This window comes from Streptomyces winkii (assembly GCF_032248595.1).
GTDB classification, from domain to species: domain Bacteria; phylum Actinomycetota; class Actinomycetes; order Streptomycetales; family Streptomycetaceae; genus Streptomyces; species Streptomyces winkii.
Genome location: NZ_JASTTH010000003.1, coordinates 405,070 through 417,931, shown reverse-complemented (window position 1 = coordinate 417,931; position 12,862 = coordinate 405,070). Strand labels below are relative to the sequence as shown.

Annotated in this window: 11 protein-coding genes; 1 reads left to right on the top strand and 10 read right to left on the bottom strand. The window is 71.1% G+C overall.

The features are described 5' to 3' along the window. Nucleotides 1-320 precede the first annotated feature (320 nt). From pyrF to pyrR, 8 genes are all read right to left on the bottom strand, one after another. Nucleotides 321-1,286: an orotidine-5'-phosphate decarboxylase gene (gene pyrF / locus QQM67_RS10390; protein WP_314173399.1), complete on the bottom strand. Its 966-nt coding sequence runs from the start codon at nt 1,284-1,286 to the stop codon at nt 321-323. Then, on the bottom strand, nt 1,283-2,410 hold the full coding sequence (locus QQM67_RS10385; protein WP_314173398.1) for a quinone-dependent dihydroorotate dehydrogenase: 1,128 nt from the start codon (nt 2,408-2,410) through the stop codon (nt 1,283-1,285). Before QQM67_RS10385 ends, pyrF begins: the two co-directional genes overlap by 4 nt. Nucleotides 2,411-2,493: 83 nt before the next feature. Then, a complete protein-coding gene (gene carB / locus QQM67_RS10380) occupies nt 2,494-5,808 on the bottom strand; it encodes a carbamoyl-phosphate synthase large subunit (RefSeq protein ID WP_314173397.1) in 3,315 nt (1,104 codons plus the stop codon). Continuing rightward, nucleotides 5,801-7,006, bottom strand: coding sequence for a glutamine-hydrolyzing carbamoyl-phosphate synthase small subunit (gene carA, locus QQM67_RS10375; RefSeq protein WP_314173396.1), 1,206 nt, complete (start codon nt 7,004-7,006; stop codon nt 5,801-5,803). Before carA ends, carB begins: the two co-directional genes overlap by 8 nt. After that, nucleotides 7,006-7,659, bottom strand: a complete 654-nt coding sequence (locus QQM67_RS10370; RefSeq protein ID WP_399066088.1) for a PH-like domain-containing protein — start codon at nt 7,657-7,659, stop codon at nt 7,006-7,008. The genes carA and QQM67_RS10370 overlap by 1 nt, the downstream gene beginning before the upstream one ends. Continuing rightward, nucleotides 7,656-8,963, bottom strand: coding sequence for a dihydroorotase (locus QQM67_RS10365; RefSeq protein ID WP_314173395.1), 1,308 nt, complete (start codon nt 8,961-8,963; stop codon nt 7,656-7,658). The genes QQM67_RS10370 and QQM67_RS10365 overlap by 4 nt, the downstream gene beginning before the upstream one ends. A 2-nt stretch (nt 8,964-8,965) precedes the next feature. Continuing rightward, nucleotides 8,966-9,985 (bottom strand): aspartate carbamoyltransferase catalytic subunit, encoded by a 1,020-nt coding sequence (locus QQM67_RS10360; protein ID WP_314173394.1) that lies wholly within the window; start codon nt 9,983-9,985, stop codon nt 8,966-8,968. 192 nt (nt 9,986-10,177) lie between these two features. Beyond that, entirely contained in the window at nt 10,178-10,807 is a 630-nt protein-coding gene (pyrR, locus tag QQM67_RS10355; RefSeq protein WP_314173393.1) for a bifunctional pyr operon transcriptional regulator/uracil phosphoribosyltransferase PyrR, read from the bottom strand. Nucleotides 10,808-11,057: 250 nt separating this feature from the next. Between pyrR and bldD the strand changes: the two genes are divergently transcribed. Beyond that, a complete protein-coding gene (gene bldD, locus QQM67_RS10350; RefSeq protein WP_028431622.1) occupies nt 11,058-11,558 on the top strand; it encodes a transcriptional regulator BldD in 501 nt (166 codons plus the stop codon). Nucleotides 11,559-11,821: 263 nt separating this feature from the next. Here the strand turns inward: bldD and nusB are convergent, their stop codons facing one another. Both nusB and efp read right to left on the bottom strand, forming a co-directional pair. Then, nucleotides 11,822-12,247, bottom strand: a complete 426-nt coding sequence (gene nusB, locus QQM67_RS10345; RefSeq protein ID WP_314173392.1) for a transcription antitermination factor NusB — start codon at nt 12,245-12,247, stop codon at nt 11,822-11,824. A gap of 2 nt (nt 12,248-12,249) precedes the next feature. Continuing rightward, nucleotides 12,250-12,816, bottom strand: a complete 567-nt coding sequence (efp, locus tag QQM67_RS10340) for an elongation factor P (protein WP_314173391.1) — start codon at nt 12,814-12,816, stop codon at nt 12,250-12,252. Nucleotides 12,817-12,862: the final 46 nt, after the last annotated feature.

Sequence of the window (12,862 nt, the reverse complement as noted above, 5' to 3'; positions counted from 1 at the left end):
GCGGGCGAGCGCGCCTGAGTCAGCGAGAACTGCGGAAAAGTCCTGGTCAGACTCAAGTCGATCGGTACATACGGGGGCAAAACACCCCAGTTTTTTGCCCAACTGCGCGTTTTTTCACGGCTGTCGGCGTTGCCGGGAGTCATCTCCGCAGGTACGGCGCGGGTACGGGGCGGCGGAATAAGCGGAACTGTGAAGGGGCATCGGGGGCGCGGACTCGGCCCGTCCAGGCGTCTGGTTCGCGACAGTTCGTGCCGTACTGACCGGGTACGCCGAACTGTGCGGGACTTTGTGCGACTTCACGCGTGGCTTCCCGCGAGGCCTCACGCGAGGGCCTGTGCCAGCAGGCTCGCCTCGCGCACGGCCGCCTCACGCAGGACCACGGCGGACGGCCCGTGCCGCAGCACTCCCCTGCTGATGGACGGCAGGACGTTGGCCACTGCCGGGCCGAAGACCCGGGGCAGATCGTCGGCCGTCGCGCCCTGGGCCCCGATCCCGGGGGCGAGGAGCGGTCCGTTGACGGCGAGGTCGACCCCGCCGCTGCCGGAAGTGCCGAGGGTGGCACCGACGACCGCGCCGAAGGAGCCGAGCGGTGTCTCGTCCGCGTTCTCCCGCGCGAGGTCCGCCAGGATGCCGGATGCGACGCTGCGGCCGTCTTCGCGGACGGCGTGCTGCACCTCCGCGCCCTCGGGGTTGGAGGTCAGGGCGAGCACGAAGAGCCCGCAGCCCGCCGCGCGGGCGCGGTCGACCGCGGGACGCAGCGAGCCGAAGCCCAGATACGGGCTGACGGTCAGCGCGTCCGAGAAGAGAGGGGAGGACGGGTCGAGGTAGGCGTCGGCGTAGGCGGCCATGGTCGAGCCGATGTCACCGCGCTTGGCGTCCATGACGATCAGCGCACCGGCGTCCCGCGACTCGGCGACGGCACGCTCCAGGACCGCGATGCCGCGGGAGCCGAAGCGCTCGAAGAAGGCGGACTGGGGCTTGAGCACGGCGACCCGGTCCGCCAGCGCCTCGACCACGGTGCGGGTGAACCGCTCCAGACCGGCGATGTCGTCGCCCAGACCCCAGTCGGCCAGCAGCGCCGCGTGCGGGTCGATGCCGACGCAGAGCGGGCCGCGCGCGTCGATGGCGGTGCGCAGCCGGGCCCCGAAGGGCTCCTGCCGCCGCTGACGGGAGCCGTTGGCGCCGGAGCCGTTGGCGCCGGAGCCGCCGTCAGTACTGGATTCGCCGTTCGTACTGGAGCCGCCGGATCCGCCAGGGCTCGCGGTGCTGGGGTTCAGCGGGTTCATGCGGCTTCGGCCTTCCTGTGTTCCGCGCCGACGGCCTCGGCGAGTGTCCCGTACGGGCTGGCCGCGAGCCGTGCCGCGAGCCCGTCGTGCAGTGTCCGGGCCCAGCCGGGGCCCTCGTAGACGAAAGCGCTGTACCCCTGTACGAGCGTGGCGCCGGCGAGGATGCGCTGCCACAGGTCCTCGGGCGTGGTGACCCCGCCGACGCCGACCAGGGTGACCCGGTCCCCGACCCGCGCGTACAGGCGGCGCAGCACCTCCAGCGAGCGCTCGCGCAGCGGGGCTCCGGACAGGCCTCCGGTCTCCGCGACGACGGACGGGTCGGCACTCAGCCCGAGCCCGTCCCGGGCGACGGTGGTGTTGGTGGCGATGACGCCGTCCAGCCCGAGGTCGACGGCGAGGTCCGCGACGGCGTCCACGTCCTCGTCGGCGAGGTCGGGCGCGATCTTCACCAGCAGCGGCACGCGGCGGCCCGGCACCGCCTCGTCTGCGGCCTCCCGTACGGCGCCGAGCAGTGGCCGCAGCGCCTCGGCGGCCTGGAGGTCGCGCAGGCCCGGGGTGTTGGGCGAGGAGACGTTGACGACGAGGTAGTCGGCGTATGCGGCGAGGCGCCGGGCCGAGGCGACGTAGTCGGCGACGGCCTCCTCCTCCGGAACCGCCTTGGTCTTGCCGATGTTGACGCCGATCACGGGGCCGCGGCCGGGGCCGCCCCGGCGCCGCGCGCGCGCCGCGAGCCGGGCGGCGACGGCGGCCGAACCGTCGTTGTTGAAGCCCATGCGGTTGATCAGGGCGCGGTCCGGCAGCAGCCGGAAGAGGCGTCTCGGCGGATTGCCGGGCTGCGGCTGCCCGGTGACGGTGCCGACCTCGACGTGGTCGAAGCCGAGCATCGTCAGACCGTCGATCCCCTCGGCGTTCTTGTCGAAGCCCGCGGCGAGCCCGAAGGGCCCCGGCATGTCGCGGCCCAGGGCACGGACCCCCAGCTCCGCGCGGCGCGGCGCGAACCGGGCCGCGGTCAGGGCCCGCACCACCGGCGCCCGTGCCGCGAGACGGATCAGGGCGAAGGCCAGCCGATGGGCCTTCTCGGGATCCATCCGCGCGAAGACGGTCTTGAAGAGCAGGGAGTACATGAGGGCCGGACCTTCGCGTGCGTACGGGCTGAGGGAGTCGACGGAGTTCGGACGGATGGACGGAGACGGGGTGACGGGATGGCTCAGCCGGACCCGCGGGCCGCCGTGAGGTGGTCCGCGTGGTCCTGGAGCGAACGGACCCCGACCTCGCCGCGCGCCAGCGCCTCGATGCCCTGCACCGCGGCGGCCAGTGCCTGGACGGTCGTCAGGCAGGGGACGGCGCGGGCGACGGCGGCGGTGCGGATGTCGTATCCGTCGAGGCGCCCGCCGGTGCCCCAGGGGGTGTTGACGATCAGATCGATGTGGCCGTCGTGGATGAGCTGTACGACGGTGGGCTCGCCGTTCGGGCCGGGGCCCTGGCTGTGCTTGCGTACGACGGTGGCGTTGATGCCGTTGCGCTTGAGGACCTCGGCGGTGCCCGAGGTCGCCAGCAACTCGAAGCCCATGGCGGCCAGTTCGCGCGCGGGGAAGATCAGCGAGCGCTTGTCGCGGTTGGCGACGGAGACGAACGCCCGCCCCTTGGTGGGCAGCGCACCGTACGCGGCGGCCTGCGACTTGGCATAGGAGGTGCCGAAGACGGCGTCGATGCCCATGACTTCGCCTGTGGAGCGCATCTCCGGGCCGAGGACGGTGTCCACACCGCGTCCCTGCACATCGCGGAAGCGCGTCCACGGCAGCACCGCCTCCTTGACGGAGATGGGCGCGTCCAGCGGCAGATCGCCGCCGTCGCCGCTGGCCGGGAGCATGCCCTCGGCCCGCAGCTGCGCGACGGTGGTGCCGAGGGAGATACGGGCGGCGGCCTTGGCCAGCGGCACCGCTGTCGCCTTGGAGGTGAAGGGGACGGTGCGCGAGGCGCGCGGGTTGGCCTCCAGTACGTAGAGGATGTCCCCGGCCATCGCGAACTGGATGTTGATCAGGCCGCGTACGCCGACTCCGCGCGCGATCGCCTCGGTCGAGGCGCGCAGCCGCTTGATGTCGTGTCCGCCGAGAGTGATGGGTGGCAAGGCGCACGCGGAGTCGCCCGAGTGGATGCCGGCCTCCTCGATGTGCTCCATCACGCCCCCGAGATAGAGCTCCCGGCCGTCGTAGAGGGCGTCGACGTCGATCTCGATGGCGTCGTCGAGGAACCGGTCGATGAGCACGGGGTGTTCGGAGATCAGCCCCGCGTGGCGCTCCAAGTACGCGGCGAGCGCGGCCTCGTCGTAGACGATCTCCATGCCGCGTCCGCCCAGCACGTACGAAGGGCGCACCATCACGGGGTAGTTGATGCCGGCGGCGATGTCCTTCGCCTGGTCGAAGGAGTAGGCGGTGCCGTACTTGGGCGCGGGGAGCCCCGCCTCCTCCAGCACCCGCCCGAAGGCGCCGCGCTCCTCGGCGAGGTTGATCGCCTCGGGGGGCGTGCCCACGATCGGCACGCCGGCCTCCTTGAGCGCCTGCGCCAGGCCGAGCGGGGTCTGCCCGCCGAGCTGGACGATGACGCCCGCGACGGGCCCGGCCGCCTGCTCGGCGTGGACGATCTCCAGCACGTCCTCCAGCGTGAGCGGCTCGAAGTAGAGCCGGTCGGAGGTGTCGTAGTCGGTGGAGACGGTCTCCGGGTTGCAGTTCACCATCACGGTCTCGTAGCCGGCCTCACCGAGCGCGAAGGACGCGTGCACGCACGAGTAGTCGAACTCGATGCCCTGGCCGATGCGGTTGGGCCCGGACCCGAGGATGATCACCGCGGGCTTCTCGCGCGGTGCGATTTCCGTCTCCTCGTCGTAGGAGGAGTAGAAGTACGGCGTACGGGCGGCGAATTCGGCGGCGCAGGTGTCGACCGTCTTGTAGACGGGGCGGATTCCGAGCGCGTGCCGCACCTCGCGCACGACGTCCTCGCGCAGGGACCGTACGTCGGCGATCTGCGCGTCCGAGAAGCCGTGGCGCTTCGCCCACGCGAGCAGCTGCGGGCTCAACTCCCGTGCCGCCGCGAGCTCTTGGGCGACCTCGCGGATCAGGAAGAGCTGGTCGGTGAACCAGGGGTCGATCTTCGTCGCGGCGAAGACCTCCTCCTGGCTCGCCCCGGCACGGATCGCGTCCATCACGGTGTTGATCCGTCCGTCGGTCGGGCGGGCGGCCCGCTTCAGCAGCTCGCTCTTCTCCCCCACCGGTGAGATGAAGTCGAACTGGCTGCCCTTCTTCTCCAGGGAGCGCAGCGCCTTGTTGAGCGCCTCCGGGAAGTTACGGCCGATCGCCATCGCCTCGCCCACCGACTTCATGGTGGTGGTGAGGGAGTCGTCCGCAGCCGGGAACTTCTCGAAGGCGAACCGCGGCGCCTTGACCACGACATAGTCGAGGGTGGGCTCGAAGGACGCGGGCGTCTCCTCGGTGATGTCGTTGGGGATCTCGTCCAGCGTGTAGCCCACGGCCAGCTTCGCCGCGATCTTCGCGATGGGGAAGCCGGTGGCCTTGGAGGCCAGCGCGGAGGAGCGCGAGACCCTCGGGTTCATCTCGATCACGACGACCCTGCCGTCGGCAGGGTCGACGGCGAACTGGATGTTGCAGCCGCCGGTGTCGACCCCCACCTCGCGGATCACGGCGATGCCGATGTCCCGCAGGATCTGGTACTCCCGGTCGGTGAGCGTCATCGCCGGGGCGACGGTGATGGAGTCGCCGGTGTGCACGCCCATCGGGTCGAAGTTCTCGATGGAGCAGACGACCACGACGTTGTCGTGCTTGTCGCGCATCAGCTCCAGCTCGTACTCCTTCCACCCGAGGATCGACTCCTCCAGCAGCACCTCGCTCGTCGGGGAGAGCGCCAGCCCCTGGCCGGCGATGCGCCGCAGTTCCTCCTCGTCGTGCGCGAAGCCCGAGCCCGCGCCGCCCATCGTGAACGACGGGCGTACGACGACGGGGTAGCCGCCGAGGCCGTCGACCCCCGCGAGCACCTCGTCCATGGAGTGGCAGATGACCGACCGGGCCGAGGAGCCGTGGCCGATACGCTGCCGCACCGCCTCGACGACCTCCTTGAACTGGTCGCGGTCCTCGCCCTTGTTGATGGCTTCGACGTTGGCGCCGATCAGCTCGACGCCGTACTCGGTCAGCGTCCCCGACTCGTGGAGCGAGATCGCCGTGTTGAGCGCCGTCTGGCCGCCCAGCGTCGGCAGCAGCGCGTCGGGGCGCTCCTTCGCGATGATCTTCTCGACGAACTCGGGTGTGATCGGCTCGACGTACGTGGCGTCCGCGATCTCCGGGTCGGTCATGATCGTCGCCGGGTTGGAGTTGACGAGGATCACCCGCAGCCCCTCCGACTTCAGCACCCGGCACGCCTGCGTACCGGAGTAGTCGAACTCGGCCGCCTGACCGATCACGATCGGGCCCGAGCCGATCACCAGAACGGACTCGATGTCAGTGCGCTTAGGCACGCCGGTCCTCCAAGTGCGGGTTGTCGCTGTGCTGTTCGCCGGTGCTCCGCCCGGCGTCGGTGCCGCCGCCCATGAGCGCGGTGAAGCGGTCGAAGAGGTACGCGGCGTCGTGCGGGCCCGCCGCCGCCTCGGGGTGGTACTGGACGCTGAAGGCGGGCCGGTCCAGCAGGCGCAGCCCTTCCACGACGTCGTCGTTGAGGCAGACGTGGGAGACCTCGGCCCGCCCGTACGGGGTGTCGGAGACCGTGCCGAGCGGCGCGTCGACGGCGAACCCGTGGTTGTGCGCCGTGACTTCGACCTTGCCGGTGACCCGGTCCTGCACGGGCTGGTTGACGCCGCGGTGGCCGTACTTGAGCTTGAACGTGCCGAACCCGAGAGCCCGTCCGAGGATCTGGTTGCCGAAGCAGATGCCGAACAGCGGCGTGCCGCGCTCCAGCACCGCCCTCATCAGCGCGACGGGTCGGTCGGCGGTGGCGGGGTCGCCGGGCCCGTTGGAGAAGAAGACGCCGTCCGGCTCGACGGCGTAGAGGTCCTCGGGGGCCGAGTCGGCCGGCAGTACGTGGACCTCGATGCCGCGCTCGGCCATGCGGTACGGCGTCATGCCCTTGATGCCGAGGTCGACCGCGGCGACGGTGAAGCGCTTGGTGCCGTGCGCCGGCACCACGTACCGCTCCCGCGTCGCGACCTCGCCGCACAGGTCGGCGCCCGTCATCGCCGGAGCCGAACGCACCCGCTCCAGCAGCGCCGTGCCGTCCGCCGCGGCCGCCTCCCCGGAGAAGATCCCGGCGCGCATCGCGCCGCGCTCGCGCAGGTGGCGCGTGAGCGCACGGGTGTCGACGCCGCTGATGCCGACGACGCCCTGCGCGGCCAGCTCCTCGTCGAGGCCGCGCACGGAGCGCCAGTTGGACGGCTTGCGGGCCGGGTCGCGCACGACGTATCCGGCGACCCAGATGCGGGCGGACTCCGGATCCTCGTCGTTCACGCCGGTGTTGCCGATGTGCGGGGCGGTCATCACGACGACCTGGCGGTGGTAGGAGGGGTCGGTGAGGGTCTCCTGGTATCCCGTCATTCCGGTGTTGAAGACGGCTTCCCCGAAGGTCTCCCCCACCGCTCCGTACGCGCGTCCGCGGAAACTGCGGCCGTCCTCCAGGACGAGTACGGCGGAACCCTCGGCCGCAGGCCGGTCGGTGCTCGTCATCATGTGTCCCTCTCCGGGGTTACTGCGGGGTGGTGCGGTCCCGCGACGCCGCTGTCGCCGGACGCGAGTGCTTCGATGCGCTCCGCCCAGTCCGCCTGCCCGGCGGCCCGGTCGAGGCGGAAGCCGGAGTCGAGGCGGCGGTCGCCGAGCTGCCAGGTGATCACCAGCAGGCCGCCCTCGGTGAGGACCTTGCCGGCGATGCCCTTGTCGAGCCGGGCGCCCAGCAGCCGCCGGGCGGGGACGAAGAAGTCACGCGCCCCGGGCCGTACGACGTGAACGCCCGCCTCCGTCAAGGTGAGTTCGGCACGGCTGCGGGTGCCCAGGCCGTGCGCGACGATCCGGTCCAGCCACTGCCCGGCCGAGGTGGAGCCGTGGTAGCGGCCGGCCGCGTGGAGCAGGGTCTCGCCGCTCTCCTCCGGCGCCGGGAGTGCGGACGGCTCCGGGAGGTCGCCCTGGAGGGTGCCGCGCCACTTCCAGCCCTGCCGCATCAGCCAGTAGAGCAGCGCGACGAAGAGCATCAGGCCGACGACCCATCCGATGCGTGCGGCCCAGTGCGTGACCTCCTGCGACTTGGGCTCGGCCGCCAGATGGGCCGTCACCCCGGCCGTCAGCGAGGCGAGGGGGTGTGCGATGGCGAGGGGTTGTGCGATCACGCCAGTTTCCCGTCGAAGAGAGTTGCCCGTCCCCGCAGCCAGGTGTGCGTGACGCGTCCCGGCAGTTCGCGGCCCTCGTACGGGGTGTTACGGCTGCGGGAGGCGAAGCCCGCGGGGTCCACCGCCCCACGGTAGTCCGGGTCGACGAGCAGCAGGTTCGCGGGTTCGCCGGCGGCGACGGGACGGCCCTGGCCGCTGAGCCGGCCGATGGCGGCCGGGCGGTGCGACATCCGCTCGGCGAGGCCGGCCCAGTCCAGCAGTCCCGTCTCGACCATCGTGTGCTGGAGCACCGGCAGCGCCGTCTCCAGGCCGAGCATCCCCATGGCCGCCGCGCCCCACTCGCAGTCCTTGTCCTCGTGGGGGTGCGGGGCGTGGTCGGTGGCGACGCAGTCGATCGTGCCGTCCGCGAGCGCCTCGCGCAGGGCCCGCACATCGGCCTCGGTGCGCAGCGGCGGGTTCACCTTGTAGACGGGGTCGTAGGAGCGTACGAGGTCGTCCGTGAGCAGCAGATGGTGCGGCGTGACCTCCGCGGTGACGTTCCAGCCCTTGGACTTGGCCCAGCGCACCAGCTCGACGGAGCCGGCCGTCGACAGGTGGCAGATGTGCACGCGGGAGCCGACGTGCGCGGCGAGGAGCACGTCGCGGGCGATGACCGACTCCTCGGCGACGGCGGGCCAGCCGCCCAGGCCGAGTTCGGCGGAGACGGTGCCCTCGTTCATCTGGGCGCCCTCGGTCAGCCGCGGCTCCTGCGCGTGCTGGGCGACGACGCCGTCGAAGGCCTTCACGTACTCCAGGGCGCGGCGCATGATCACGGCGTCGTCGACGCACTTGCCGTCGTCGGAGAAGACCCGCACACCCGCCGCCGAGTCGTGCATGGCACCGAGTTCGGCGAGCTGCTTGCCCTCCAGCCCGACGGTGACGGCGCCGACGGGCTGCACGTCGCAGTAGCCGGACTCGCGGCCCAGACGCCAGACCTGTTCGACGACTCCGGCGGTGTCGGCCACCGGGAAGGTGTTGGCCATGGCGTGCACGGCGGTGTAACCGCCCCGGGCGGCGGCCATGGTGCCGGTGAGAACGGTCTCGGAGTCCTCGCGGCCCGGCTCGCGCAGGTGCGTGTGGAGATCGACGAGGCCGGGCAGCAGGATCCGTCCTCCGGCCTCGACGACGTCGGCGCCGGCAGCCTCCAGGCCGCTGCCGGTCTCGGCGATCTTCTCGCCGTCGATCAGTACGTCCTGGGGCTCGCCGCCGAGCACGCGGGCGCCGCGGAGGAGCGTCCTGCGGGTGGTGCTGTTCCTGCCTGCCATGGTCACTGGTTCTCCTCGGTGCGGGCGGCTTCCGTGCGGACGGTCTCCATGTGGGCGTCCGTGTGCGCTGAGGCGGCGCCGGAGACGGCGGGTTCGGCGCCGCCCAGCAGCAGATACAGCACGGCCATGCGGATGCTGACGCCGTTGGTGACCTGCTCGACGGCGGTGCAGCGGGGCGAGTCGGCGACCTCGGCGGTGATCTCCATGCCGCGGTTCATGGGGCCGGGGTGCATCACGACGGCGTGCTCGGGCATCCGGGCCATGCGCTGCCCGTCCAGTCCGTAGCGGCGCGCGTACTCGCGCTCGGTCGGGAAGAACGCCGCGTTCATACGCTCGCGCTGCACGCGCAGCACCATCACCGCGTCGGACTTGGCGATGACGGGGTCGAGGTCGTAACTGACCTCGCACGGCCAGGCGCCCACTCCGACGGGCACCAGCGTGGGAGGCGCCACCAGCGTGACCTCGGCCCCGAGCGTGCTGAGCAGATGGACGTTGGAACGGGCCACCCTGCTGTGCAGTACGTCGCCGACGATCGTGATGCGCCGGCCCGTCAGATCGCCCTCGCCTCCCGCGAGGCGGCGCCGCATCGTGAAGGCGTCCAGCAGGGCCTGCGTGGGGTGCTCGTGCGTCCCGTCCCCGGCGTTGACGACGGAGCCGCCGATCCAGCCGGAGGTGGCAAGCCGGTGCGGCGCCCCGGAGCCGTGGTGCCGGATGACGACGGCGTCGGCGCCCATCGCCTCCAGGGTGAGCGCGGTGTCCTTCAGGGACTCGCCCTTGGAGACGGACGATCCCTTCGCGGAGAAGTTGATGACGTCCGCGGAGAGGCGCTTGGCGGCGGCCTCGAAGGAGATGCGGGTGCGCGTCGAGTCCTCGAAGAAGAGATTGACGACGGTGCGGCCGCGCAGAGTCGGCAGCTTCTTGATCGGCCTGTCCGCGACCCGGGCCATCTCCTCGGCGGTGTCGAGGACGAGCACGGCGTCGTCGCGTGTGAGGTCGGCGGCCGAGATGAGGTGACGCTTCATCTGTTGCCTTCCGTGGGTCAGTTGTCCGTGGACGTGTGGGGGCGGGCGGCGGTGACCTGGCGGCCGTGGCCGCGCGGGCGTCGCGCGGCGGTGCTCAGGTGCGGGGCAGGGCGTGCCGTCGGAGTACGCGCGTGCGGCCGGGTCGTGCGGTGCACCGTCCGCGCGCATCGCCTCGGGCTCTCTGAGGCGGGGTCAACTCTCCACGTGCTGCACGGCATGGGGGCCGCCGTGCTTCGCCGCGCCCGGGGCGGCGGTGCCGAGGAGCACCCCGTCGCGCCCGTCCTCCTCCGTGAGCTGGACCCTGACCGTCTCGCGCAGCGAGGTGGGCAGGTTCTTCCCGACGTAGTCGGCGCGGATGGGGAGTTCGCGGTGTCCCCTGTCGACGAGCACGGCGAGCTGGACGGCGCGGGGCCGCCCGATGTCACCGAGAGCGTCCAGGGCGGCACGGATGGTGCGCCCGGAGAAGAGCACATCGTCGACGAGCACGACGAGGCGGCCGTCGACGCCGTCGGCCGGAATGTCGGTTCGCGCCAGCGCGCGGGCCGGCCCGAGCCGGAGGTCGTCGCGGTACATGGTGATGTCGAGCGACCCGTGCGGAACCGGCCTGCCGGTGACCTCCGCGAGCTTGGCCGCGAGGCGCCGTGCCAGGAAGACGCCGCGCGTGGGGATTCCGAGAAGCACCACGTCGTCGGCGCCCTTGGCGCGCTCGACGATCTCGTGGGCGATGCGGGTGAGGACGCGCGCGATGTCCTGCGCCTCCAGTACGGGGCGGCCGGCGACGGCTCCCCTGCTGCCCTCGTCCGCGGGCATGCCTGTGTCCATGCGAAAAGGACCTCCTTCCCCGCCTCACGGGACGGGCCTTAAAGGACGTCTGAACTGTCAGCGCAACGGTACCAGGGGGCCGGAGTCCGCCAGGACCGGGGCCGGATTTGATCGGAGAGATGTTCGGACGCAGACCGGAGCTTTCAATTCCGCTCTACCTCGCAAAGCTGATCGGCGTTCGGCTTGACGGCAGACATTACGCTGCGTAACCTCACAGTGAGTTACCACTTTCTCGTCCGCGGGGAGCGATATGTCCAGCGAATACGCCAAGCAGCTCGGAGCGAAGCTCCGTGCCATCCGCACCCAGCAGGGCCTCTCCCTCCACGGGGTCGAGGAGAAGTCCCAGGGCCGCTGGAAGGCGGTCGTGGTCGGTTCGTACGAGCGCGGAGACCGGGCCGTCACCGTTCAGCGCCTCGCCGAGCTGGCCGACTTCTACGGCGTCCCGGTGCAGGAGCTGCTGCCCGGCACCACGCCCGGCGGCGCCGCCGAGCCGCCGCCGAAGCTCGTGCTCGACCTGGAGCGCCTGGCTCACGTGCCGGCGGAGAAGGCCGGCCCCCTCCAGCGTTATGCGGCCACGATCCAGTCCCAGCGCGGCGACTACAACGGCAAGGTCCTCTCCATCCGTCAGGACGACCTGCGCACCCTCGCCGTCATCTACGACCAGTCCCCCTCGGTGCTGACCGAGCAGCTCATCAGCTGGGGCGTCCTGGACGCCGACGCACGCCGCGCAGTGGCCCACGAGGACGCCTGACGGCCTGACCGGCCGCGGCTCCCGCCACCGACCCCGAAACGTACCGCCGCCGGCGGTGTGCCCTGCCCAGGCGCACCACCGGCGGCGGTTTTGCGTCCTTCTCCGTGCCAGGCGGTCTTGACGTGAGCACCCCGACACAGACAGTCACAACTGGCCCGGTACGAGCGCCCACTCACACGATCGGGCCAACTGCCGTCCACGAATTCTCACGAAATCCGACGGAGGGCTGCGCAAGCGGAAAGGGGCCGCGGAAGCGGCCCCTTTCAGCGGCGGAGGGTCGGCTTGAGGTCCTGCAAGCGACCGAGCAAGCCATTGATGAACGGCGGGGACTCGTCCGTCGAGAACTCCCGCGCGATGTCCAGGGCCTCGTCTATGACGACCGCTTCGGGGACGTCTTCCGACCAGATCAGCTCGTAGGCCGCCAGCCGCAGGATGCACCGGTCCACGACCGGCATCCGGTCCAGCGTCCAGCCCACCGAGTAGGTGGAGATGAGCTCGTCGATCCGCTCGGCGTTCTGCGAGTAGCCCTCGATGAGCTGCTTCGTGTACTCGCTGACGGGCGGCTGCCGCTCGTCCGTCCCGGCGTGCCGGATCCAGTCCTGCATGACGGCCGTGGGCGTACTGCCCCGCTGGTCCGCCTCGAAGATGATCTGGAAGGCACGCTTTCGCGCCTTGTTGCGAGCGGCCACGGCTAGCTGTTCACCCGGCCGAGGTACTCGCCGGAGCGGGTGTCGACCTTGATCTTCTCGCCGGTGGTGATGAACAGCGGCACACCGACCTCGTAACCCGTCTCCAGGCGCGCGGGCTTGGAGCCGCCGGTGGACCGGTCGCCCTGAACTCCCGGCTCGGTGTGCTCGATGACCAGCTCGACGGCCGCGGGCAGTTCGACGAAGAGCGCGTCGCCCTGGTACATGGCGACGGTCGCCTCGAAGCCCTCCATCAGATAGTTGGCGGTGTCGCCGACGATCTCGGGCGCGATGTGGATCTGGTCGTAGGTCTCCATGTCCATGAAGACGAAGTACTCGCCGTCCTTGTACGAGAACTGCATCCCGCGTCGGTCCACGGTGGCCGTGTCGACCTTGGTGCCCGCGTTGAACGTCTTGTCGACGGTCTTGCCGGACATGACGTTCTTCAGTTTCGTACGGACAAAGGCGGGCCCCTTGCCGGGCTTGACGTGCTGGAACTCGACGACGGACCAGAGTTGGCCGCCTTCGAGCTTGAGCACCATGCCGTTCTTGAGGTCGTTCGTGGATGCCACGGTTGCGGAATCTCCTGAGACTGCTGCTGCGGAGACCAGAGCGCCG

Coding starts and splice junctions, on each gene's coding strand:
- pyrF (WP_314173399.1), bottom strand. CDS start 1,286: ATGAACCCGCTGAACCCCAGCACCGCGAGCCCTGGCGGATCCGGCGGC.
- QQM67_RS10385 (WP_314173398.1), bottom strand. CDS start 2,410: ATGTACTCCCTGCTCTTCAAGACCGTCTTCGCGCGGATGGATCCCGAG.
- carA (WP_314173396.1), bottom strand. CDS start 7,006: ATGACGAGCACCGACCGGCCTGCGGCCGAGGGTTCCGCCGTACTCGTC.
- QQM67_RS10365 (WP_314173395.1), bottom strand. CDS start 8,963: ATGGCAGGCAGGAACAGCACCACCCGCAGGACGCTCCTCCGCGGCGCC.
- QQM67_RS10360 (WP_314173394.1), bottom strand. CDS start 9,985: ATGAAGCGTCACCTCATCTCGGCCGCCGACCTCACACGCGACGACGCC.
- pyrR (WP_314173393.1), bottom strand. CDS start 10,807: ATGGACACAGGCATGCCCGCGGACGAGGGCAGCAGGGGAGCCGTCGCC.
- bldD (WP_028431622.1), top strand. CDS start 11,058: ATGTCCAGCGAATACGCCAAGCAGCTCGGAGCGAAGCTCCGTGCCATC.